This is a genomic window from Streptomyces platensis, from assembly GCF_008704855.1.
Lineage (GTDB): Bacteria > Actinomycetota > Actinomycetes > Streptomycetales > Streptomycetaceae > Streptomyces > Streptomyces platensis.
Genome location: NZ_CP023691.1, coordinates 3,935,354 through 3,958,239, shown reverse-complemented (window position 1 = coordinate 3,958,239; position 22,886 = coordinate 3,935,354). Strand labels below are relative to the sequence as shown.

At 68.7% G+C, this 22,886-nt stretch carries 25 protein-coding genes; 22 read left to right on the top strand and 3 right to left on the bottom strand.

Going from position 1 to position 22,886, the window contains the following annotated elements; all coding sequences use genetic code 11:
- Positions 1 to 121 precede the first annotated feature (121 nt).
- The 11 genes from secY to truA all read left to right on the top strand — a co-directional run bounded on the left by secY (position 122) and on the right by truA (position 8,071).
- Positions 122 to 1,435, top strand: a complete 1,314-nt coding sequence (gene secY, locus CP981_RS17295) for a preprotein translocase subunit SecY (protein WP_085925691.1) — start codon at positions 122 to 124, stop codon at positions 1,433 to 1,435.
- On the top strand, positions 1,435 to 2,091 hold the full coding sequence (locus CP981_RS17290) for an adenylate kinase (protein WP_085925692.1): 657 nt from the start codon (positions 1,435 to 1,437) through the stop codon (positions 2,089 to 2,091). The genes secY and CP981_RS17290 overlap by 1 nt, the downstream gene beginning before the upstream one ends.
- Positions 2,092 to 2,216: 125 nt before the next feature.
- Positions 2,217 to 3,053, top strand: coding sequence for a type I methionyl aminopeptidase (gene map, locus CP981_RS17285; protein WP_085925693.1), 837 nt, complete (start codon positions 2,217 to 2,219; stop codon positions 3,051 to 3,053).
- 171 nt (positions 3,054 to 3,224) lie between these two features.
- Positions 3,225 to 3,446 carry a translation initiation factor IF-1 gene (gene infA, locus CP981_RS17280; RefSeq protein ID WP_003956442.1) on the top strand — a complete coding sequence of 74 codons (222 nt, stop codon included), beginning with the start codon at positions 3,225 to 3,227 and terminating at the stop codon, positions 3,444 to 3,446.
- Positions 3,447 to 3,506: 60 nt separating this feature from the next.
- A complete protein-coding gene (gene rpmJ / locus CP981_RS17275) occupies positions 3,507 to 3,620 on the top strand; it encodes a 50S ribosomal protein L36 (RefSeq protein ID WP_003956441.1) in 114 nt (37 codons plus the stop codon).
- A gap of 198 nt (positions 3,621 to 3,818) precedes the next feature.
- Positions 3,819 to 4,199: a 30S ribosomal protein S13 gene (gene rpsM / locus CP981_RS17270; RefSeq protein ID WP_018090888.1), complete on the top strand. Its 381-nt coding sequence runs from the start codon at positions 3,819 to 3,821 to the stop codon at positions 4,197 to 4,199.
- A gap of 96 nt (positions 4,200 to 4,295) precedes the next feature.
- Positions 4,296 to 4,700, top strand: a complete 405-nt coding sequence (gene rpsK, locus CP981_RS17265; protein ID WP_004571845.1) for a 30S ribosomal protein S11 — start codon at positions 4,296 to 4,298, stop codon at positions 4,698 to 4,700.
- 29 nt (positions 4,701 to 4,729) lie between these two features.
- Positions 4,730 to 5,356 carry a 30S ribosomal protein S4 gene (rpsD, locus tag CP981_RS17260; protein ID WP_042155896.1) on the top strand — a complete coding sequence of 209 codons (627 nt, stop codon included), beginning with the start codon at positions 4,730 to 4,732 and terminating at the stop codon, positions 5,354 to 5,356.
- A gap of 109 nt (positions 5,357 to 5,465) precedes the next feature.
- Positions 5,466 to 6,488, top strand: coding sequence for a DNA-directed RNA polymerase subunit alpha (locus tag CP981_RS17255; RefSeq protein WP_003956430.1), 1,023 nt, complete (start codon positions 5,466 to 5,468; stop codon positions 6,486 to 6,488).
- A gap of 163 nt (positions 6,489 to 6,651) precedes the next feature.
- Complete coding sequence (gene rplQ / locus CP981_RS17250) at positions 6,652 to 7,119, top strand: 50S ribosomal protein L17 (RefSeq protein ID WP_085925694.1); 468 nt, start codon at positions 6,652 to 6,654, stop codon at positions 7,117 to 7,119.
- Positions 7,120 to 7,216: 97 nt separating this feature from the next.
- A complete protein-coding gene (gene truA / locus CP981_RS17245; protein ID WP_085925695.1) occupies positions 7,217 to 8,071 on the top strand; it encodes a tRNA pseudouridine(38-40) synthase TruA in 855 nt (284 codons plus the stop codon).
- Between the two features lie 49 nt (positions 8,072 to 8,120).
- On the opposite strand, the gene CP981_RS17240 is transcribed toward truA, so the two are convergent.
- A complete protein-coding gene (locus tag CP981_RS17240; RefSeq protein ID WP_085925696.1) occupies positions 8,121 to 8,987 on the bottom strand; it encodes a hypothetical protein in 867 nt (288 codons plus the stop codon).
- Between the two features lie 56 nt (positions 8,988 to 9,043).
- On the opposite strand from CP981_RS17240, the gene CP981_RS17235 reads away from it, so the two are divergent.
- From CP981_RS17235 to glmM, 4 genes are all read left to right on the top strand, one after another.
- A complete protein-coding gene (locus tag CP981_RS17235; protein WP_085925697.1) occupies positions 9,044 to 10,678 on the top strand; it encodes an ABC-F family ATP-binding cassette domain-containing protein in 1,635 nt (544 codons plus the stop codon).
- Positions 10,679 to 10,927: 249 nt separating this feature from the next.
- Complete coding sequence (gene rplM, locus CP981_RS17230; RefSeq protein WP_006604900.1) at positions 10,928 to 11,371, top strand: 50S ribosomal protein L13; 444 nt, start codon at positions 10,928 to 10,930, stop codon at positions 11,369 to 11,371.
- Positions 11,372 to 11,414: 43 nt separating this feature from the next.
- Complete coding sequence (gene rpsI / locus CP981_RS17225; protein WP_085925698.1) at positions 11,415 to 11,933, top strand: 30S ribosomal protein S9; 519 nt, start codon at positions 11,415 to 11,417, stop codon at positions 11,931 to 11,933.
- Positions 11,934 to 12,074: 141 nt separating this feature from the next.
- A complete protein-coding gene (gene glmM / locus CP981_RS17220) occupies positions 12,075 to 13,433 on the top strand; it encodes a phosphoglucosamine mutase (RefSeq protein WP_085925699.1) in 1,359 nt (452 codons plus the stop codon).
- 134 nt (positions 13,434 to 13,567) lie between these two features.
- Here glmM and CP981_RS17215 read toward each other — a convergent pair whose 3' ends face one another.
- Positions 13,568 to 14,506 (bottom strand): DUF389 domain-containing protein, encoded by a 939-nt coding sequence (locus CP981_RS17215; protein ID WP_085925700.1) that lies wholly within the window; start codon positions 14,504 to 14,506, stop codon positions 13,568 to 13,570.
- A gap of 14 nt (positions 14,507 to 14,520) precedes the next feature.
- On the bottom strand, positions 14,521 to 15,504 hold the full coding sequence (gene coaA, locus CP981_RS17210) for a type I pantothenate kinase (RefSeq protein ID WP_085925701.1): 984 nt from the start codon (positions 15,502 to 15,504) through the stop codon (positions 14,521 to 14,523).
- Positions 15,505 to 15,700: 196 nt separating this feature from the next.
- On the opposite strand from coaA, the gene CP981_RS17205 reads away from it, so the two are divergent.
- The 7 genes from CP981_RS17205 to CP981_RS17175 all read left to right on the top strand — a co-directional run bounded on the left by CP981_RS17205 (position 15,701) and on the right by CP981_RS17175 (position 22,847).
- The gene (locus CP981_RS17205; RefSeq protein ID WP_244329686.1) at positions 15,701 to 15,976 is read left to right on the top strand and encodes a hypothetical protein; all 276 of its coding nucleotides are present in this window, start codon (positions 15,701 to 15,703) and stop codon (positions 15,974 to 15,976) included.
- A gap of 269 nt (positions 15,977 to 16,245) precedes the next feature.
- Positions 16,246 to 16,569: a type VII secretion target gene (locus tag CP981_RS17200; protein WP_085925703.1), complete on the top strand. Its 324-nt coding sequence runs from the start codon at positions 16,246 to 16,248 to the stop codon at positions 16,567 to 16,569.
- Positions 16,566 to 17,693 (top strand): WXG100 family type VII secretion target, encoded by a 1,128-nt coding sequence (locus CP981_RS17195; RefSeq protein WP_085925704.1) that lies wholly within the window; start codon positions 16,566 to 16,568, stop codon positions 17,691 to 17,693. The genes CP981_RS17200 and CP981_RS17195 overlap by 4 nt, the downstream gene beginning before the upstream one ends.
- Positions 17,690 to 19,027 carry a hypothetical protein gene (locus CP981_RS17190; RefSeq protein WP_244329685.1) on the top strand — a complete coding sequence of 446 codons (1,338 nt, stop codon included), beginning with the start codon at positions 17,690 to 17,692 and terminating at the stop codon, positions 19,025 to 19,027. Before CP981_RS17195 ends, CP981_RS17190 begins: the two co-directional genes overlap by 4 nt.
- 85 nt (positions 19,028 to 19,112) lie before the next feature.
- A complete protein-coding gene (glmS, locus tag CP981_RS17185) occupies positions 19,113 to 20,960 on the top strand; it encodes a glutamine--fructose-6-phosphate transaminase (isomerizing) (protein ID WP_085925705.1) in 1,848 nt (615 codons plus the stop codon).
- Complete coding sequence (locus CP981_RS17180; protein WP_085925706.1) at positions 20,957 to 21,325, top strand: holo-ACP synthase; 369 nt, start codon at positions 20,957 to 20,959, stop codon at positions 21,323 to 21,325. The genes glmS and CP981_RS17180 overlap by 4 nt, the downstream gene beginning before the upstream one ends.
- Before the next feature lie 97 nt (positions 21,326 to 21,422).
- Positions 21,423 to 22,847, top strand: a complete 1,425-nt coding sequence (locus CP981_RS17175; RefSeq protein ID WP_085925707.1) for an NAD(P)H-hydrate dehydratase — start codon at positions 21,423 to 21,425, stop codon at positions 22,845 to 22,847.
- Positions 22,848 to 22,886: the final 39 nt, after the last annotated feature.

Genomic DNA, 22,886 nt, shown 5'->3' with positions numbered 1-22,886 from the left:
GTCCGGGACCAGTCCTCGGACGTTCGCCGCACAGGCCGTGCCTGTGCGGTTTTGGCCGCTAACTATTCGTCGATCCTCAAGACCGTCACCTCTCGCACAGGCGGGAGGCGCAGGAGGCACCGTGCTCACCGCGTTCGCCCGAGCGTTCAAGACGCCCGACCTGCGCAAGAAGCTGCTGTTCACATTGGGCATCATCGTGCTCTACCGGATCGGCGCGCATGTCCCGGTCCCCGGGGTGAATTACGCGAACGTCGAGACCTGCATGAAGCAGGCCGGCGGTAACAGCGGGTTGTTCGCCCTGGTGAACATGTTCAGCGGTGGTGCGCTGCTGCAGATCACGATCTTCGCGCTGGGGATCATGCCGTACATCACGGCGAGCATCATCCTCCAGCTGCTGACCGTCGTGATCCCCCGGCTGGAGGCCCTCAAGAAAGAGGGACAGTCCGGCCAGGCCAAGATCACCCAGTACACGCGCTATCTGACCGTGGCGCTCGCGATCCTCCAGGGCACCGGCCTGGTGGCCACCGCCCGCAGCGGTGCGCTCTTCCAGAACTGCCAGGTCGCCAGGGAGATCGTGCCCAGCGACTCGATCTTCACCACCATCACGATGGTCATCACGATGACCGCCGGCACCGGCCTGATCATGTGGCTCGGCGAGCTGGTCACCGACCGCGGTATCGGCAACGGCATGTCGATCCTGATGTTCATCTCGATCGCCGCCGGCTTCCCGGGCGCGCTGTGGCAGATCAAGCTCACCGGCAAGCTGGCCGACGGCTGGATCGAGTTCTTCGCGGTGATCGCGGTGGGCCTGGCGATGGTCGCCCTGGTGGTCTTCGTCGAGCAGGCTCAGCGGCGGATCCCGGTGCAGTACGCGAAGCGGATGATCGGCCGCCGGTCCTACGGCGGTACGTCCACTTACATCCCGCTCAAGGTGAATCAGGCAGGTGTGATTCCTGTCATCTTCGCGTCATCGCTGCTCTACATTCCAGCCCTCATCGCACAGTTCAGCGGGTCGAAGGCGGCATGGGCGACGTGGATCGCCACCAACTTCACCAAGGGAAATCACCCGGTTTACATCGTTACGTACTTCCTGCTGATCGTGTTTTTCGCCTTCTTCTACGTGGCCATCAGCTTCAACCCCGAAGAAGTTGCCGACAACATGAAGAAGTATGGTGGCTTCATCCCGGGTATCCGGGCTGGTCGCCCGACGGCCGAGTACCTCAGCTACGTGCTCAACCGGATCACGTGGCCGGGCTCGCTGTACCTGGGGCTGATCGCGCTCGTACCAACAGTGGCGTTGGTGCTTTTCAACGCGAACCAGAACTTCCCGTTCGGCGGGACAAGCATCCTGATCATCGTGGGTGTGGGTCTGGAGACCGTGAAGCAGATCGAGAGCCAGCTTCAGCAGCGCAACTACGAAGGGTTCCTCCGCTGATGCGAATCGTCCTCGTCGGACCCCCGGGGGCCGGCAAGGGTACGCAGGCTGCGTACCTTGCCAAGAACCTCGCGATCCCGCACATCTCCACGGGGGACCTGTTCCGCGCCAACATCAGCCAGGGGACGCCCCTCGGCCGCGAGGCGAAGTCATACATGGACGCCGGCAATCTGGTGCCCGACTCGGTCACCATCGCGATGGCCGAGGACCGTATGGAGCAGCCCGACGCAGCCGACGGCTTCCTCCTGGACGGCTTCCCCCGCAACCTGGGCCAGGCCAAGGCGCTGGACGAGTACCTCAAGGACAAGCACCTCACGCTGGACGCCGTCCTGGACCTGGAGGTCCCCGAGGACGAGGTCGTCAAGCGGATCGCCGGCCGGCGCATCTGCCGCAACGACAGCAGCCACGTCTTCCACGCCGAGTACAACAAGCCGGAGACCGAGGGCGTCTGTGACGTCTGCGGCGGCGAGCTGTACCAGCGGGACGACGACCGCGAGGAGACCGTCCGCAAGCGGCTGGAGGTCTACCACACGGAGACCGAGCCGATCATCGACTACTACAAGGCCCAGGACCTGGTCGTCACCATCCCGGCCATGGGCAAGGTCGACGAAGTCACCAAGCGCGCGATGGCGGCCCTGCCGTCCCGGGACGCGTAGCAGCAAGAACGGCGTGCCTACGGCCGCGGTGCCCGCAACGGGTACCGCGGCCGTATCGTGTACGGGGCGGTCGTGACGGCCGCCGGACAAGCGTTGTAGTCGGTTCAGGAAAGGCGCCAGCCGTCATGGTGGAGATCAAGACCCCCGAGCAGATCGCGAAGATGCGCGAGGCGGGGCTGGTGGTCGCCGCCATTCACGCGGCGACCCGGAAGGTCGCGGTGCCCGGCGCCACGACCAAGGACCTGGACGACGCGGCACGCAAGGTGCTCGCCGAACACGGTGCGAAGTCGAACTTCCTCGGTTACGGCGGCTTCCCCGCGACGATCTGCACCTCGGTGAACGACGTCGTGGTCCACGGCATCCCGGACGCCGAGACGGTGCTGCAGGACGGCGACATCATCTCCATCGACTGCGGCGCGATCATCGACGGCTGGCACGGCGACGCGGCGTACACCGCCTTCGTCGGGTCCGGTCACGCGCCGGAGCTGGTCGAGCTGAGCCGGGTCACCGAGGAATCGATGTGGGCCGGCATCGCGGCGGTCGCCAAGGGCAACCGCCTGGTCGACATTTCCAAGGCGATCGAGGGCTACATCCGCCGCCAGCCCCGCCCGGCCGGCGGTAAGTACGGCATCGTCGAGGACTACGGCGGCCACGGCATCGGCTCGCAGATGCACATGGACCCGCATCTGCTGAACTACGTCGACCGCAAGCGCGGCCGCGGCCCGAAGCTGGTGCCCGGCTTCTGCATCGCGATCGAGCCGATGGTGAACCTCGGCACGGCCAAGACCCATGTCCTCGACGACGACTGGACGGTCAAGTCGAACGACGGCAGCTGGTCCTCGCACTGGGAGCACTCGGTCGCGCTGACCGAGGAGGGCCCGCTGGTGCTGACCGCGCCGGACGGCGGCAAGGCCAAGCTCGCCGAGCTGGGGATCACCGCGGCGCCCGACCCCCTGGCATGAGCCGGACGGCCCGGGCGTAAGGATCACGCCTGATGGGCAATAATCCAGGATTCGTCTTTTCCTGGGCCCTGGCGTAGACTGACGCGTCGGCTCTCGTGCATCCGTATGCCCTCTTGGTTGAGGGCGTGGTGCGGGATAGTCGATCAAGGTAGCCGATTCGAAGGGCGAAGCGTGGCCAAGAAGCAAGGTGCCATCGAAATCGAGGGCACCGTGATCGAGTCCCTCCCGAACGCCATGTTCAAGGTGGAGCTCCAGAACGGTCACAAGGTCCTCGCGCACATCAGCGGAAAGATGCGGATGCACTACATCCGTATCCTCCCGGATGACCGGGTCGTCGTGGAGCTTTCTCCCTACGACCTGACGCGTGGCCGGATCGTCTACCGCTACAAGTAGATCTTGTCGGCGCCCCGCTCCCGTGGGGTGACGGCACTGACCCGGAGAACCTCACATCCCATGAAGGTCAAGCCGAGCGTCAAGAAGATCTGCGACAAGTGCAAGGTGATCCGCCGCCACGGCCGGGTCATGGTCATCTGCGACAACCTGCGCCACAAGCAGCGCCAGGGCTGACGCACGCCGACCACCTGCATTTCGCAGTTTTCGCGCGACGCAAGCACATACGTACATACGCAGTCACCCGACCCCCGCATCGCTTGCGTGGGGACGACACCCCCGGCTCGGAGGCCGGGGACCCGGCTCGTAATTCTTCAGAGTCTTACGGGAACGGTGCTGCGGAAGACCTCCGAATAGCCATCAGGAGCCACATCAATGGCACGCCTCGCAGGCGTTGATCTCCCGCGCGAAAAGCGTGTGGAGGTCGCCCTCACCTACGTCTTCGGTATCGGGCGGACGCTGTCGCAGCAGACTCTCGCCGCCACCGGCGTGAACCCGAACACCCGTGTTCGCGACCTGGCCGAGGAAGACCTCGTCAAGATCCGCGAGTACGTGGACAACAACCTCAAGACCGAGGGTGACCTCCGTCGCGAGATCCAGGCCGACATCCGCCGCAAGGTCGAGATCGGCTGCTACCAGGGTCTGCGCCACCGCCGCGGTCTGCCGGTGCACGGTCAGCGCACCAGCACGAACGCCCGTACCCGCAAGGGCCCGCGTCGCGCGATCGCCGGCAAGAAGAAGCCGGGCAAGAAGTAGTCCTCAGCAGGACGCACTGTGTGCTCTGGGGGGACACCCCCCAAGCCCCCCAAGCGGTCTTCGCTGTAGGACCGACCACCTCCACGGGAGTAATGAATGCCTCCGAAGGGCCGTACGGCCGGCGCCAAGAAGGTGCGCCGCAAGGAGAAGAAGAACGTTGCCCACGGGCACGCTCACATCAAGAGCACGTTCAACAACACGATCGTCTCGATCACGGACCCCACGGGCAACGTGATCTCTTGGGCCTCTGCCGGCCACGTCGGCTTCAAGGGCTCGCGCAAGTCCACCCCCTTCGCCGCGCAGATGGCCGCCGAGTCGGCCGCCCGCCGCGCGCAGGAGCACGGCATGCGCAAGGTCGACGTCTTCGTCAAGGGTCCCGGCTCCGGCCGTGAGACCGCGATCCGCTCCCTCCAGGCCACCGGCCTCGAGGTGGGTTCGATCCAGGACGTCACCCCCACCCCGCACAACGGATGCCGCCCGCCCAAGCGCCGGCGCGTCTGACGCACTGAGGTAACGGAGACAACTGGAAAATGGCGCGTTATACCGGGGCCGACTGCAAGCGTTGCCGTCGGGAGAAGCAGAAGCTCTTCCTCAAGGGGAGCAAGTGCGAGAGCGCAAAGTGCCCGATCGAGATCCGTCCTTACCCCCCGGGTGAGCACGGTCGCGGGCGCACCAAGGACAGCGAGTACCTGCTCCAGCTTCGTGAGAAGCAGAAGTGCAGCCGTATCTACGGTGTCCTTGAGAAGCAGTTCGTGAACTACTACAAGGAAGCGAACCAGAAGACCGGCAAGACCGGTGAGAACCTTCTGCGCATCCTTGAGACCCGCCTCGACAACGTGGTCTACCGGGCCGGCTTTGCCAAGTCCCGCGACCACGCCCGTCAGCTGGTGCGTCACGGACACATCACTGTGAACGGCCGCAAGACCGACATCCCGTCGGCGCGGGTGGCCGTGAACGACATCGTCGAGGTCCGCGAGGGCTCTCGGAACCTGACCCCCTTCGAGGTGGCCAAGGCCGAGGCCGGCGAGAAGACGGTTCCGGCCTGGCTGGAAGCGATTCCGTCGAACCTGCGGATTCTCGTGCACAGCATGCCCGAGCGCCAGGTGATCGACACCCAGGTGCAGGAGCAGCTGATCGTTGAGCTCTACTCCAAGTAAGAGCTGACCGGTGGGGGCGGTACGGAGCCGATGGCGCCGTGCCGCCCGTACCCTTGTCGGTACAGCGGGCGTCAAATAGCGGGCGTCCACGACTGAAGGATCGAAGAACATGCTGATTGCTCAGCGTCCCTCGTTGACCGAAGAGGTCGTCGACGAATACCGCTCCCGGTTCGTGATCGAGCCGCTGGAGCCGGGCTTCGGCTACACCCTCGGTAACTCTCTGCGTCGTACCCTCCTGTCCTCGATTCCGGGTGCGGCGGTCACGTCCATCCGCATCGACGGTGTCCTGCACGAGTTCACCACCGTGCCGGGCGTCAAGGAGGACGTCACCGACCTCATCCTCAACATCAAGCAGCTGGTCGTCTCCTCGGAGCACGACGAGCCGGTCGTGATGTACCTGCGCAAGCAGGGTCCCGGCCTGGTCACCGCTGCTGACATCGCGCCCCCGGCCGGTGTCGAGGTGCACAACCCGGACCTGGTCCTCGCCACGCTCAACGGCAAGGGCAAGCTGGAGATGGAGCTGACCGTCGAGCGCGGTCGCGGCTACGTCTCCGCCGTCCAGAACAAGCAGGTGGGCCAGGAGATCGGCCGTATCCCGGTCGACTCCATCTACTCGCCGGTGCTCAAGGTCACCTACAAGGTCGAGGCGACCCGTGTCGAGCAGCGCACCGACTTCGACAAGCTGATCGTCGACGTCGAGACCAAGCAGGCCATGCGCCCGCGTGACGCCATGGCGTCCGCCGGTAAGACCCTGGTCGAGCTGTTCGGTCTGGCGCGCGAGCTCAACATCGACGCCGAGGGCATCGACATGGGCCCGTCCCCCACGGACGCCGCCCTCGCCGCCGACCTGGCGCTGCCGATCGAGGAGCTGGAGCTCACGGTCCGCTCGTACAACTGCCTCAAGCGTGAGGGCATCCACTCCGTGGGTGAGCTCGTGGCGCGCTCCGAGGCCGACCTGCTCGACATCCGCAACTTCGGTGCGAAGTCGATCGACGAGGTCAAGGCGAAGCTGGCCGGCATGGGCCTGGCCCTCAAGGACAGCCCGCCCGGATTCGACCCGACCGCCGCCGCCGACGCCTTCGGCGCGGACGACGACGCGGATGCGGGCTTCGTCGAGACCGAGCAGTACTAAGAGTTCGGTCGAGACGGCTGGATTGTGACTGCGCGGCCGCTGTGGCTGGTCGCGCAGTTCCCCGCGCCCCTTACGGGGCGCTGGTTGTTGCCGGTGAGCAACCGCTCACCGGGTCCTGACCTCGGTACCTGATACGGCCGGGGCAGATACCAAGGAGAAAAAAATGCCGAAGCCCGCCAAGGGTGCCCGTCTGGGCGGCAGCGCTGCGCACGAGCGCCTCATGCTGCGCAACCTGGCCACCGCGCTCTTCGAGCACGGCCGCATCACGACGACCGAGGCCAAGGCCCGTCGTCTGCGTCCGTACGCGGAGCGCCTGGTGACCAAGGCGAAGAAGGGCGACCTTCACAACCGCCGTCAGGTCATGCAGCTGATCTCGGACAAGAGCGTCGTGCACACGCTCTTCACCGAGATCGCCCCGCGGTTCGAGAACCGCCCGGGTGGCTACACCCGTATCACCAAGATCGGTAACCGTCGTGGCGACAACGCTCCCATGGCCGTCATCGAGCTGGTGGAGGCGCTGACCGTGGCCCAGCAGGCCACCGGTGAGGCCGAGGCCGCGACCAAGCGTGCGGCCAAGGACGCGGAGGCGGCCCCGGCTGCCGAGGCGACCGAGGAGTCGAAGGACGCCTGAGTCCCGGCTTGAGCGTCAGCGGGTCCGCCCTTCGGGGCGGGCCCGCTTTCGTATGCGGGTGCGGGCGCCGCGCGCGGGGCTTGAGAGGATTGCTGGTGTGAGCGACGAAGTGAAGCCGGGCGCTGTCCGGGTGCGGATGGACCTTTCCTACGACGGAAAGGACTTCTCCGGATGGGCGAAGCAGGCCGGCGGGCGGCGGACCGTCCAGGGGGAGATCGAGGACGCGCTGCGGACGGTGACCCGGTCCGCGGAGACGTATGAGCTCACCGTGGCCGGGCGGACGGACGCCGGGGTGCATGCGCGGGGGCAGGTGGCGCATGTGGATCTGCCCGCGGAGCTGTGGGCCGAGCACCAGGACAAGCTGCTGCGGCGGCTGGCCGGGCGGCTGCCGAAGGATGTCCGGGTGTGGCGGCTCGCCGAGGCGCCGTACGGCTTCAACGCACGGTTCTCGGCGATCTGGCGGCGCTATGCGTACCGGGTCACCGATCACCACGGCGGGGTGGACCCGCTGCTGCGCGGCCATGTGCTGTGGCACGACTGGGAGCTGGACGTCGAGGCGATGAACGAGGCCTCCCGGCCGCTGCTGGGTGAGCACGACTTCGCGGCGTACTGCAAGCGCCGGGAGGGCGCGACGACGATCCGTACGCTCCAGGAGCTGAGCTGGGTGCGCGGGGCCGACGGGATCATCACGGCGACCGTGCGGGCCGATGCCTTCTGCCACAACATGGTGCGGTCGCTGGTGGGGGCGATGCTGTTCGTCGGGGACGGGCACCGGCCGGTGGAGTGGCCGGGCAAGGTGCTGGCCGCCGGGGTGCGGGACTCGGCCGTGCATGTCGTACGGCCCCATGGGCTGACGCTGGAGGAGGTCGGCTATCCCGCCGACGAGCTGCTGATGGCGCGTAACCAGGAGGCGCGGAACAAGCGGACGCTGCCGGCGGCCGGCTGCTGCTGAGCGGCGGCCCGGTGGTGGCGCCGCCGGAGGGGCGGCGCCACCGGAGGCGTCAGGACTGGCCGGCCTTCTCCCGGGCTTCCTTCAGCTGCTGCTCGGCGGCCTTGGCGGCCTGGTCCTTGCCGCGCTGGGTGATCTGGCTGAACGCGTAGGCGCCGCCGTCCCGGGCGATCTGCCGGGCCTTGGTCTCGGCGCCGGTGACGTCCTTGCCGTTGAGGTAGCCGGCGATCGTGAAGTAGGCGTAGCGGCCGGTGGCGTTGGTCGCCATCCGGCACTTCGTGCCCTGGCAGAAGTTTCCGGGGACACCGCCGCCGGGCAGCGGCATGAGGTTGGCCTTGTTCTCGTTCATGACCTTGGTGGCCTGGGCCGGGGAGTCGAAGACCGCGATGCCGATGGTGACCGCGACACCGCCCTTGGCGTACGTGGCCCGCAGCAGCTGCCGGCAGCCGTTGTGGGTCAGCGAGGAGACCAGCGGGCCCTGGGCGGCGGCGGTGCAGTCCTTGGTGCCGGCGGTCTTGGCGCGGGGGTAGGTGTGCTCGCCGACGACCATGCTCTTCTGCGGGAAGAGGGTGGCGGGCGTCAGCGGCGCCCTGTCCTTCTTGGGGTCGGAGATGTAGTCCCGCGGGTTGGGCGGGGGCGGGACGGAGACGTCCGGGAAGGACGGCTTGTCGTCCGGCTCCGCGGCCTCGTCGGACGCGCTGGGCGACGCCGTCGGACTGCCGCCCTTCGCGCCGCCGGTCATGACGGCGGCGGTGACGATGCCGGCCACCGCGAGGGCCGCCAGCACGCCGCCGCCGATCCACAGCAGACGCTTGCGGCGGGACTGTGCCTCACTCTCCTCGGCGAGTGCGCCCCAGTCCGGCGTGGACGACGAAGAACCCCCGGGGCCGTCGAACGGCCCGCCTTGCCCAAAGCTCATGCCGCGCATCCTAATGGGGTTGGTAGAAGGCTTGGAGGCCGGTCACAATCCCGTTCATGGGACATCTTGAGGCCGGACATCTGGAGTACTACCTGCCGGACGGGAGGGTCCTGCTGGGGGATGTGTCCTTCCGCGTGGGGGAGGGCGCGCCGGTCGCGCTGGTGGGGGCCAACGGGGCCGGCAAGACGACGCTGCTGCGGCTGATCGCGGGGGAGCTCCAGCCGCACGGCGGGGCGGTGACGGTCAGCGGCGGGCTGGGCGTGATGCCGCAGTTCGTGGGCTCCGTACGGGATGAGCGCACCGTGCGTGACCTGCTGATTTCCGTGGCACAGCCGCGCATCAGGGAGGCGGCAGCGGCGGTGGACGCCGCCGAGCTGGCGATCATGACCGCCGAGGACGACGACGAGGCCGCGCAGATGGCCTATGCCCAGGCACTCAGCGACTGGGCCGAGGCGCGCGGCTACGAGGCCGAGACCGCCTGGGACATCTGCACGACGGCGGCGCTGGGGATGCCGTACGAGAAGGCGCAGTGGCGCAAGGTGCGCACGCTGTCCGGCGGTGAGCAGAAGCGGCTGGTGCTGGAGTCGCTGCTGCGCGGCACCGACGAGGTGCTGCTGCTGGACGAGCCGGACAACTATCTGGACGTGCCGGGCAAGCGGTGGCTGGAGGAGCAGCTGCGGCAGACCCGTAAGACGGTGCTGTTCGTCTCGCACGACCGGGAGCTGCTGGCCCGCGCCGCGGAGAAGATCGTCAGCGTGGAGCCGGGCCCGGCGGGCTCCGACGTCTGGGTGCACGGTGGCGGCTTCGGCACCTACCACCAGGCACGCAAGGAGCGCTTCGCCCGCTTCGAGGAGCTGCGGCGGCGCTGGGACGAGAAGCACGCCCAGCTGAAGAAGCTGGTGGTGTCGCTGCGGCAGGCCGCCTCCATCAGCCATGAGATGGCCTCGCGCTATGCCGCGGCGCAGACCCGGCTGCGGAAGTTCGAGGAGGCCGGGCCGCCGCCGGAGCCGCCGCGTGAGCAGGAGATCACCATGCGGCTGCGCGGCGGGCGCACCGGCGTGCGCGCGGTCACCTGCGAGAACCTGGAGCTCACCGGCCTGATGAAGCCCTTCTCCCTGGAGATCTTCTACGGCGAGCGGGTCGCGGTCCTCGGCTCCAACGGTTCCGGCAAGTCGCACTTCCTGCGGCTGCTGGCTGGGGACGAGGAGAATCCCGTCCCGCACACCGGTGCTTGGAAGCTGGGCGCCCGGGTCGTCCCCGGTCACTTCGCGCAGACGCATGCCCACCCCGAGCTGATGGGCCGCCCCCTGCTCGACATCCTGTGGACCGAACACGCCAAGGACAAGGGTCAGGCCATGTCCGCGCTGCGCCGCTATGAGCTGGAGAAACAGGCCGAGCAGCGCTTCGAGCGGCTCTCCGGCGGCCAGCAGGCGCGCTTCCAGATCCTGCTGCTGGAGCTGGCCGGGACGACCGCCCTGCTGCTCGACGAGCCGACCGACAACCTGGACCTGGAGTCGGCGGAGGCGCTTCAGGAGGGGCTGGAGGCGTACGACGGCACCGTGGTGGCGGTCACCCACGACCGGTGGTTCGCGAAGTCCTTCGACCGGTTCCTGGTCTTCGGCTCGGACGGGCTGGTGCGGGAGACGGCGGAGCCGGTGTGGGACGAGCGGCGGGTGGAGCGGAAGCGGTAGGCCGGGGACGCCCCGGACCGCACGCCGGTTCGGGGGGCGTTTTGACCCCGCTGGGGACGGCCCGGTATTCTGCTGGTTCGTTATGCGTATTGGCTTGCTCTATCTCACGTGAGGGGCCCTTACGCCGGTCCCTGGGCCGATAACCAGCGGCGGACGATCGGGTTGCGTCACCCGTAGTGCCGCCCTGCTGCGGGATCGGTCACGGCGACCAGTACAGGACCCATTCACTTAAGAAGCGAAGGCTAAGACGTGCGTACGTTCAGCCCCAAGCCCGGCGATGTCCAGCGCCAGTGGCACATCATTGACGCGCAGGACGTTGTCCTGGGCCGTCTGGCCACCCAGGCCGCGTCCCTCCTGCGGGGCAAGCACAAGCCGGTCTACGCGCCGCACGTTGACATGGGTGACTTCGTCATCATCGTCAACGCCGACAAGGTGCACCTGTCCGGCAACAAGCGGACCCAGAAGATGGCCTACCGCCACTCGGGCTTCCCGGGCGGTCTGCGGTCGGTCCGTTACGACGAGCTGCTCGACAAGAACCCCGAGAAGGCCGTCGAGAAGGCCATCAAGGGCATGCTCCCCAAGAACACCCTCGGCCGTCAGATGCTCTCGAAGCTGAAGGTCTACGCAGGTGCCGAGCACCCGCACGCTGCGCAGCAGCCGGTCCCGTTCGAGATCACCCAGGTCGCGCAGTAAGTCCGGCCACCCCCTAAGACGACAGAGAATTCTGAGGAGCATCGTGGCCGAGACCACTCCCGAGACCGTCATCGAGAACGAGAACGAAGACGCCGTCGAGGAATACACCACCGAGACCGAGGTCGTGGAGTCGGAGTACACCTCCGAGTCCCTCGCCTCCCGCTTCGGCGACCCGCAGCCGGCGGCCGGCCTGGGCCGTCGCAAGAACGCCATCGCCCGCGTCCGGATCGTTCCGGGCACCGGCCAGTGGAAGATCAACGGTCGCACCCTTGAGGGCTACTTCCCCAACAAGGTGCACCAGCAGGAAGTCAACGAGCCCTTCAAGGTGCTCGAGCTCGACAACCGCTACGACGTCGTCGCCCGCATCTCCGGCGGCGGCATCTCCGGCCAGGCCGGTGCGCTGCGCCTGGGCGTGGCCCGTGCGCTGAACGAGGCGGACGTGGACAACAACCGCGGTGCGCTGAAGAAGGCCGGGTTCCTCAAGCGTGACGACCGTGCGGTCGAGCGCAAGAAGGCCGGTCTCAAGAAGGCCCGTAAGGCGCCGCAGTACAGCAAGCGCTAATCGCGCGTGCTGCACCATGCAGCATCTTGGCGAACGCCCCGGTGGCACCTCCGTGCTGCCGGGGCGTTCGGCTATCCGGGACCAGGGGCGTATACCTGGACTTAATGCTCTGGTCCAAGCTCATCTACTCGGAGGACACCAGTGGGACGACTCTTCGGCACGGACGGTGTGCGCGGCGTCGCCAATGCGGATCTGACGGCGGAGCTGGCGCTCGGTCTGTCGGTCGCTGCGGCGCATGTGCTCGCGGAAGCCGGCACCTTCGAGGGGCACCGGCCGGTGGCGGTGGTCGGACGCGATCCACGCGCGTCCGGTGAGTTCCTGGAGGCCGCGGTCGTCGCGGGCCTGGCCAGCGCCGGTGTGGACGTGCTGCGGGTGGGGGTGCTCCCGACCCCGGCGGTCGCGTATCTGACCGGCTCGCTCGGTGCGGACCTCGGCGTGATGCTCTCCGCCAGCCACAACCCGATGCCCGACAACGGCATCAAGTTCTTCGCCCGCGGCGGCCACAAGCTCGCCGACGAGCTGGAGGACCGGATCGAGCAGACCTACCGCGCGCACAGCTCCGGCGAGCCCTGGGAGCGGCCGACCGGTGCCGGTGTGGGCCGGGTCACCGTCTATGACGAGGGCTTCGACAACTATGTCGCGCACCTCGTCGGTGTGCTGCCCAACCGGCTGGACGGGCTGAAGATCGTCATCGATGGCGCCCATGGCGCGGCGGCGCGGGTCTCGCCCGAGGCGTTCGCCCGGGCCGGTGCCGACGTCATCACGATCGGTACCGACCCCGACGGCCTGAACATCAACGACGGCTGCGGCTCCACGCACCTGGAGCTGCTGCGGGCGGCCGTGGTCGAGCACGGCGCGGACCTGGGTGTCGCCCACGACGGCGACGCGGACCGCTGCCTGGCCGTGGATCACGCGGGCAACGAGATCGACGGCGACCAGATCCTGGCCGTCCTGGCGCTCGGGATGCGCGAGGCGGGCACGCTGCGCAAGAACATCGTGGTCGCCACCGTGATGTCGAACCTCGGCTTCAAGCTGGCCATGGAGGGCGCGGGCATCGACCTCGTCCAGACCGCGGTCGGCGACCGCTACGTCCTGGAGGAGATGAAGGCGCACGGCCTCGCGCTGGGCGGTGAGCAGTCCGGGCACGTCATCGTGCTGGACCACGCCACCACCGGTGACGGCACGCTGACCGGTCTGATGCTGGCCGCCCGGGTCGCCACGACCGGCAAGCCGCTGGCCGAGCTGGCGGGCGTCATGGAGCGGCTGCCGCAGATCCTGATCAACGTCCCCGACGTCGACAAGTCCCGGGTGGCCACCTCGCCCGAGGTGACCGCGGCGGTCGCCGAGGCGGAGCGCGAGCTGGGCGCCACCGGGCGCGTGCTGCTGCGGCCGTCCGGTACGGAGCCGCTGGTGCGGGTCATGGTGGAGGCGGCGGACATCGAGCAGGCCCGTGCGGTGGCCGAGCGGCTGGCGGACGCGGTCAAGTCGGCGCTGGGATGAGTGGCGTAGGCGGTGGCCGCGGTCACCGCTGAGGAAACGGCCTCGCCCCGGGGCGGCACCTTGCCGCCCCGGGGCGAGGCCGTTTCCGGTCCGGGGCGGAGGCGTCCGCTCCGGGGCGAGGCCGTTTCCGGTCGCTAGCGGGCGACCGGGAGGGTGCCGTGCCGGGCCCACAGCAGCTTCTGGGTGGCCAGGGTGAGGGTGCCGGCGATCACGATGCCCACCATGTTCAGCCCGAGCTGGCCGACGGAGCCCCAGGTCTGCGCGTAGTCGCCGTAGGTGAAGGCGACGGCGGCGTTGGCGGCGGCGGGCACGGTCGTCACGGAGATGGCCACGCCCACCAGGGCGCCGGACTTCGCCGAGGTCAGCGAGAGGGTGCCGGCGACGCCGGCGAGGAAGGCCACCACGAACGACATCCAGTCCGGCTGCCAGATGAACGACGTATTGGGCCGCGGACCCTCGACCCGGTGCTCGGTGAACAGCCCCACCGCATCCATGAAGTAGCTGAAGCCGCAGGTCAGCACCATGGCCACGACGAAGCCGACGACCAGCGCCACCAGCGAGCGCCAGGCCGGCCGCAGGGCGCGCCGGACCAGGGCCGTGGAGATGCCCGCCAGCGGGCCGAACTCGGGGCCGACCGCCATCGCGCCGACGATCAGGATGGCGTTGTCGAGGACCACACCGCAGGCCGCGATCATCGTCGCGAGGGTCAGGAACGCGAGGTAGGTGGCCGACAGCGTCGACTCCTCGTGGGTGGCGTCGGTCAGCGACTCCCACAGCACGGCGTCCGCGCCCTCGCCGGGGGCCTCGTCCTCCGCCCGGTCGGCCCGCCGGGACAGCGAGAGATCGATGTGCTCCAGCGCGATGGAACCACTCCGGTCGAGGCCCATCTCCCGCAGCCGGGCCAGCAGTCCGTCACCGGCCTCCCGGGCGACATCGCACAGCACCACATCGCCCCTCGGCTCCCGGGCCGCCCCGCTCAGCACGACGAGATGGGTGGTCCCGACGGTCTGCTCCAGCAGCTGGAGCACCTCGTCCGTACGGTCCGCGGGGACGATCAGGCGCAGATGCAGCACGGTGTTCGCACTCCCTAGAGTTTGCGCAACGACAGCCGTTGCACCTTGTGGTCCGGCCCCTTGCGGAGCACCAGGTTGGCACGGCCGCGGGTCGGGGCGACGTTCTGTTGCAGGTTGGGCTTGTTGACGGTGCGCCAGATCATCCGGGCGTAGTCGAGGGCCTCGTCCTCGGAGACCTGGGTGTACTTGCGGAAGTACGAGAACGGGTTCTGGAAGGCGGTCTCGCGCAGCTTGCGGAAGCGGCCGAGGTACCACTTCTCGATGTCCTCGGTGCGGGCGTCGACGTAGACGGAGAAGTCGAAGAAGTCGGCGAGCCCGAGGCGGGTGCGACCGTCCTTGCCGGGCAGGGCCGGCTGGAGGACGTTCAGGCCCTCGACGATGAGGATGTCGGGGCGCTGCACGGTCAGCTGCTCGCCCGGCACGATGTCGTAGATCAGGTGGGAGTAGACCGGCGCGGTGACCTGGGCCTTGCCGGACTTCACCGCCGCGACGAAGCGGGTCAGCGCCCGCCGGTCGTAGGACTCCGGGAAGCCCTTGCGGGACATCAGACCGCGCCGGTGCAGTTCGGCGTTGGGGAAGAGGAAGCCGTCGGTGGTGACCAGCTCGACGCGTGGGTGCTCGGGCCAGCGGGCCAGCAGCGCCTGGAGCAGCCGCGCGGTGGTGGACTTGCCGACCGCCACGCTGCCCGCGACCCCGATGACGAACGGGGTGCCGGGCTGGGGGCCGCCGCCCGCGTCGCCGAGGAAGGTGTTCAGCGCACCGCGCAGATTGCTGGTGGCGCCGACGTAGAGGTTGAGGAGCCGGGACAGCGGGAGATAGACATCGCGTACCTCGTCGAGGTCGATGACATCGCCCAGGCCACGCAGCTGTTCGACCTCATCGGCCGTCAGGGGCAGCGGGGTTTTCTCCCGCAGGGCGCTCCACTGCGCGCGCGTCAGATCGACGTACGGGGAGCTGTCGGCGCGGCGTCGTTGCTGCGGATCGGTCGTCTGGGGCACGCGCCCATTGTGCGCAGCCGCCACCCGCCGTTCATCTCGGGGTGGCCCGCCGGGCGCCGGAAGGTGGTCTTGTGGATGTCGGGGTGGGCTTGGGTGAATCTCAGCCACCCTGTCTGTACCGGGTCGGTATTGCCCGGTACGGTCAGCGGCGGGGAAGGGCCCGGAGACGGGCCGCGGACGAATCAGGGGGGTTCGGGTGCGCACGCGTAAGGCCGGTCTGCTGGGACATCGGCCATGGGGGAGAAGCGCCGGCGCGGACCACACCGGTCCGGACTGCACCACGGACGGCTTCGCCGCCCAGGTGTACGCCGAGCTGGCCGAGGAACTGCCGGACGAGGACCTGGGCGAGGATCTCGCCGATTTCCTGGAGCGCTACGAGCCGGGCGGCGGGCCCGGCGGGGACGCCGAGGCGGACGAGGAGTCCTTGGAGACGGTGCGGGAGGCGCACGCGCGGATATCGCGGGGGTACTGACGGAGCGTCGGGTGCGTGGGGGCGTTGGGTGCCTCCAGCGTGGATCAGCCACATTGATGAGGGCTCATTACCGCACCTTTGTGAAGTTTGAGAGCAATCAAATCCCGACATATTCAGTGAAATACCCCGGGGTGGAGGGGGCTGATTCGGCGAATCGGCCCCCTCGCCGCGGATGAATCTAACTAGCCTGGCCCGGTCAGAAGCAGGGGCGCTGGGCTGCGTTGTGTATTGATGCGCAGCTGGCGATGCAGAGGACTCGGGGGGCTCCGGTGGCCAAAGAATTCCATATTGAACCTGCTGAGCTGGGAAAACTTGGGAAAGAATTTGCCAGCTATGCGTATGACATTGAGAGTGCCCTCAAAGGGTTCAAGGGGAAGACGGACTCTGAGGCGATCCACGATGGGTTCGGCCTGCTGACCGAGTCCGAGGAGGTCACCTCCGCGTACATCGAGCTGTCCGAGAACATGTCGGAGTCTCTGGGGAAGCTTCATAAGCACCTTGAGGCGATCGGCGAACTCCTGCGGGAGAATGTGAAAAACAGCGAGGAGTCGGACGAACACATCGCTGCTGCATTCAAGCGGGGGGAAAAGTGAGCAACGAAGGAGTCGGCGAGGAGATCGTCGAGGCCGGGCTGGAGCTCGTGAACCCCGGCGGTCGGCCGGATGTCCTGCGGGCGGCAGCCACAGCTTGGCGCAATATGGGCTCGGAGATGGAGGAAGCCTTCGATGCTCTCGATAAAAAGGTACAGGCGACGCTCGGCGAACACTGGAAGGGCGATTCGGCCGATGCCTTCGAGCACCACTGGAACGCGCTGAAGGCGGGCATTGAGAAGACGGAGCCCACCTTTACCCACGCGGCGAAGGGACTCGATGAAGCCGCCGATTCCATCGAAGAGGTCAACGATGAGATCCATGCGATCTACGTCGAGATCGGCGTCTCGATCGGCGTCGGCGTCGCTCTGTCCTTCGTGACGTTAGGCTTCGGAGGAGCAGCCGCGGCCGCCAACGCGACCCGCCTTGCCGCGCAGGCCGCTCGCGTCTCTGCTCGCCTGGCCTCGATGCTCACGCGGCTCGCTTCGGCGTTCCGGCGCATTGCTCAGCTTGCGAAGGCGAACAAGTTTCTCACGAACGTGGCCATCAACTGGGTGGGAAACACCGCGGGATCTGTTGCGGGCGCGGCATGGTCTGGCGGCTCGGTAAGCGGCAAGGACCTCTGGGATGCGACCTGGCAGGGTGGGGTGGGTGCGGCTGTGGGTACGGCACCCGGGCTCAAGGTCGCGAAACTTGTAGAAGGAAGTCATGCGCCGACGTTGCTCCGTGAAGCTGCGAGCGGAGCGGCTGGGGGTGCCACCGGCAACGTCGTCGGCGGCTGGGGTACAGAGGCCGTTAAGGCGGCAAACGGCGATGCGTCCAACTTGGAAGAGTTCGCGTGGGGTACCGCAGCCAATGCCGTTGGTGGTGCCGCGGGTGGCGCGGCCGTCGCGGGAGTCGGGCGCCTCAATCAGCCGACCGAAGGGTTCCAGGTGCCTGAGGGCTTCATCCCGGCGCCTGAGCGGAGCGGCCCCGCGCTGTCGATCGACGGCCCGATGGGTGGGATCAGCGCGGGCTTGGCAGGAGCAGGCCAGGCTGTGGTCCAGGGGGAGGATGAGGCGGAGGAAAAGCAGCCTGATGCCAAGTCAACCCCTCAGAGTCGAAGCGTGAAGGATACTTTCGGATGATTCGGACCCGGGCCGTCAACGCCTTTCTCACGGCGGCGGGTGCAGGAATGCTGGCTGCTGTGCTGCTGGTGTTGATGCGGCCCTCCGCCCTGTTGCCGCGCTGGGACCTGCTCGGCTGCCTTGCGCTGGTGGCAGGTGGCCTGGTGGGTGCCCTCGTGTGTCTGCGGCGGGGGCCCTTGCCGCGAGAGGGGCGGACCGGGACGCGTAGCCACTGGTGGCCTGAGCGCAATCGTGGGTGGATCGCCGCCGGATTGTGCGCCGGCATCGTGCCCGTGGGACTGTTCTTCTACGCGGCCCTTTCGTCCTCCCCGGAAGCGGCTCGGATTACCGAAGCCAAAGGCGGCATTCAAGCGGTGTCCGTTCAGAAAGTACTCTCGTCCGAGTACGTCCGGAGCAAGAACTCGAGGAACTACAGGGTGGTTGCCCGGGTATCCGTACCGTTCGATGCCGGAACGAGATCCGAGAAAGCCGAGTTCACATCGAAGCGCCAGGTGGAACGCGGCGACGAGATCTGGGCCCTCTACGCACCGTCGTCCGCCGAGCTTGGCTTTCTCGTGAACACCGACCGGGAGGTCCTGGAAGAGAGGATGGGGGGCGCCGGGCATCCCCTCATGCTGGCAGGCGTAGGTGCCCTCGCAGTCTTCTGCTCGCTCTGCGGTGTTCTTGGCGAGGTTTCCAGTAGGGTTTCCCGCAGCCTTAGGCGCCCTGTGATGGCGGGCCTTTGTCGTTCGCTCCCCGTAACGGTGAAGAGTGTCGGTGTGGCGGTGGATGAACTCACCGACAGCAAGGGGGTGACGACAAAACAACCGAAGCCTCGGCTGAAACTCGTTCACGCTGAGGGAGGCTTCCTGGAAATGCTGCTTGACCCGGTGGTCGATCCCGCTCAGCTTTCCCGGGAAATCAAGGGCCTTCAAGCAAAGCTGTACTGGGAGAAAGTCGCCGACAGTCGCCCTGGACCGAAGCGGGTCCGCGCGGTGCTGGTCCTGGACGGGCAGCGATGTGTGCGGGGTGTCCTCAGGGTCGCCGATGCGTCGGACTGTCCGGAGGGCACCCCTGTACCTACTGCCGGGTCCCTCCCCGGGGGAGACGGCTTGCGGGCGATTCGGACGTTCCCGGCCTGGGATCCGAAGCTGCACGCTGGTGGGTTGTGGTGGCTTCTGGTGGGGGTGTTCGCGCTCAGCGTGGTCGCCGTCGGTGTTGGACGCTGGGCGACGCTCATCTTGTGCGCTGTTGCTTATGGCGCCTTGTTCATGGCCCGGTGGTGGGTGAAGGACAGTCGCACCCGACACCTTCAGGGCTTCCTGCCGGACGCCGGTCCCGGAGCGGGTGGGTGACCCTTTCAGGGCAGGCGCTACGGCCGCGGAGCCGGGCGCGTTGCCGTACCGCCGTGGTGCGGGACGTGGCGCGTACGCTGCCTCCATGTGCGGAATCGTGGGATATGTGGGCGGGCAGAGCGCCCTTGACGTCGTCCTGGCCGGGCTGAAGCGGCTGGAGTACCGCGGGTATGACTCGGCGGGGGTCGCCGTGCTGGCCGATGGTGGTCTGGCGGCGGCCAAGAAGGCCGGGAAACTGGCCAACCTGGAGAAGGAGCTGGCGGACCGTCCGCTGCCGGCCGGTGCGACGGGGATCGGGCACACCCGGTGGGCCACGCACGGCGGGCCCACCGACGAGAACGCCCATCCGCATCTGGACAACGCCGGCCGGGTCTCGGTCGTGCACAACGGCATCATCGAGAACTTCGCCGGGCTGCGCGCCGAACTCACCGACCGCGGGCACGAGTTGGCATCCGAGACGGACACCGAGGTCGTGGCGCATCTGCTCGCGGAGTGCTACTCGTCGTGCGGTGAGCTGGCCGAGGCGATGCGGCAGGTGTGCCGGCGGCTGGAGGGCGCGTTCACGCTGGTCGCGGTGCATGCCGATGAGCCGGATGTGGTCGTCGGGGCGCGCCGGAACTCGCCGCTGGTGGTGGGCGTCGGGGACGGCGAGGCCTTCCTGGCCTCCGATGTGGCGGCGTTCATCGCGCACACCCGCGAGGCGATCGAGCTGGGCCAGGACCAGGTCGTGGAGCTGCGCCGGGAGGCCGTGACGGTCACCGACTTCGACGGGGCGCCCGCCGAGGTGCGCGAGTACCACGTCGACTGGGACGCCTCGGCCGCCGAGAAGGGCGGCTACGACTACTTCATGCTGAAGGAGATCGCGGAGCAGCCGAAGGCCGTCGCGGACACGCTGCTGGGGCGGATCGACGCGTCGGGCGTGCTGTCGCTGGACGAGGTGCGGATCCCGCCGGAGGTGCTGCGCGAGGTCGACAAGGTCGTCATCGTGGCGTGCGGGACGGCGTACCACGCGGGGATGATCGCCAAGTACGCGATCGAGCACTGGACGCGGATCCCCTGCGAGACCGAGCTGGCCAGCGAATTCCGCTACCGCGACCCGATCCTGGACCGGCACACGCTGGTGATCGCGATCAGCCAGTCCGGCGAGACGATGGACACCCTGATGGCGCTGCGGCACGCCCGTGAGCAGGGCGCGAAGGTGCTCGCCATCTGCAACACGAACGGCTCGACCATCCCGCGGGAGTCGGACGCGGTGCTGTACACGCACGCCGGGCCCGAGGTGGCGGTGGCGTCGACGAAGGCGTTTCTTACGCAGCTGGTGGCCTGCTATCTGGTGGCGCTGTACGTCGCGCAGGTGCGGGGCACGAAGTGGGGCGACGAGATCCGGGCGGTGGTGCGCGAACTGGCCGCCATCGGCACCCAGGTCGAGCAGGTGCTCGGCACGATGGAGCCGGTACGGGAGCTGGCGCGCTCCCTCGCCGACAAGAACACGGTGCTGTTCCTCGGGCGGCATGTGGGCTATCCGGTGGCGCTGGAGGGTGCGCTGAAGCTCAAGGAGCTTGCGTACATGCATGCGGAGGGCTTCGCGGCCGGGGAGCTCAAGCACGGGCCGATCGCGCTGATCGAGGACGATCTGCCGGTCGTCGTCGTGGTGCCGTCGCCGCGCGGGCGGTCCGTGCTGCACGACAAGATCGTGTCGAACATCCAGGAGATCCGGGCCCGGGGCGCGCGGACCATCGTCATCGCGGAGGAGGGCGACGAGACCGTCGTGCCCTACGCCGACCACCTCGTACGGATCCCGCGGACGCCGGTGCTGCTCCAGCCGCTGGTGTCCACCGTCCCGTTGCAGGTCTTCGCCTGTGAACTGGCCACCGCCCGTGGCAACGAGGTCGACCAGCCGCGCAACCTCGCCAAGTCGGTGACGGTGGAGTGATCATCGGGGTGGGGATCGATGTCGCCGAGATCGACCGGTTCGAGGCGGCGCTGGAGCGCACGCCGGAGCTGGCGCATCGGCTGTTCATCGAGGACGAGCTGATATTGCCGAGCGGTGAACGGCGCGGCATCGCCTCCCTGGCGGCGCGGTTCGCCGCCAAGGAGGCGCTGGCCAAGGCGCTCGGGGCGCCGAGCGGGCTGCGCTGGACCGATGCCGAGGTGTACGTCGAGGACAGCGGGCAGCCGCGGCTGCGGGTGCAGGGCACGGTCGAGGCACGGGCGGCGGAGCTCGGGGTCCGCTCGTGGCATGTGTCGCTGAGCCATGACGCGGGGGTCGCCTCCGCCGTGGTGATCGCCGAGGGGTGAGCCGGTGCGGCGCCTGCCCGGTCCGTCGTGGCGGGCGCCGTCCTCGGGCGGGGGGAAATCCCCCGCACCTGGTAGGTGAGGGGCGAGACTTGGCGGTATGAGGACTGCCTACAGCGTGGAGACCGTACGGACCGCCGAGCGCGAGCTCATGGCCCGGCTGCCCGAAGGGGCCCTGATGCAGCGGGCGGCGGCCGGACTGGCCGTGGCCTGCGGGGAGTTGCTGGGCAAGGTGTACGGCAGCCGGGTGGTGCTGCTGGTGGGCAGCGGTGACAACGGCGGGGACGCGCTGTACGCCGGCGCCCGGCTGGCCCGGCGCGGGGCCGGGGTGGCGGCGGTGCTGCTCTCGCCCGAACGGGCCCACCAGGGCGGACTGGCCGCGCTGCGGGCCGCCGGGGGACGCGTTTCGGACGACGCGCCGCGGGACATCGGCCGCGCCGACCTCGTCGTGGACGGCATCGTCGGGATCGGCGGGCGCGGTGGGCTGCGCCCGGAGGCCGCGCAACTCGCGCGGGCGGCATGGGAGTCGGCGCCGGTGGTCGCGGTCGATCTGCCCAGCGGGGTGGACGCGGACAGCGGCGAGGTGCACGGGGACGCCGTACGGGCCGATGCGACGGTGACGTTCGGTGCGTACAAGCCGGGGCTGCTGATCGACCCGGCGCGGGACCGGGCCGGGGCGCTGCGGCTGGTCGACATCGGGCTCACGCTGCCGCAGGAGGCCGAACTGGAGGCGTTGCAGCATGAGGACGTGGCGGAGCTGTTGCCGCGTCCGGCGCCCGAGAGCGACAAGTACCGGCGGGGCGTGGTCGGGGTGGTCGCCGGGTCCGCGCGGTATCCGGGGGCGGCGGTGCTCGCGGTGGCGGGCGCGCTGCGGGGCGGCGCGGGGGCCGTGCGGTATGTCGGCCCGGCCGCCGACGCGGTGCTGGCGCGCTTCCCGGAGACGCTGGTGCACCCCGGACCGCCGGACAAGGCCGGCCGGGTGCAGGCGTGGGTGATCGGGCCCGGCATCGGAGACGAGGCGGACGCGCTGGAGGACGTGCTGGCGGCGGATGTGCCGGTGCTGGTGGACGCGGACGGCCTGCGCTTCCTGACGCCGGAGCGGGTCCGGGCGCGCAGGGCAGAGACCTTGCTGACGCCGCACGCGGGGGAGGCCGCCGCGCTGCTCGGGCGCGGGCGCGAGGAGGTCGAGGCGGCGCGGCTGGCCTCCGTACGGGAGTTGGCGGCGCGCTACGGGGCCACGGTGCTGCTCAAGGGCTCGACGACGCTGGTCGCGGAGGCGGACGGTCCCGTACGGGTCAACCCCACCGGGACCGGCTGGCTGGCGACGGCCGGGAGCGGGGATGTGCTGTCGGGGGTGACCGGGTCGTTGCTCGCCGCGGGACTGCCGGCGCGGGACGCCGGATCCGTCGGCGCGTATCTGCACGGGCTGGCGGCGCGCCGCGCGGCCGGGCCGGACGGCGCGCCGGTCCTGGCCTCCGAGGTCGCCGCCCATCTGGGCGCCGCCTGGCGTGATGTGACGCACTGACAGCTGCCGGGGCGGCGTTACGCCCCGCGGGGGAACGGT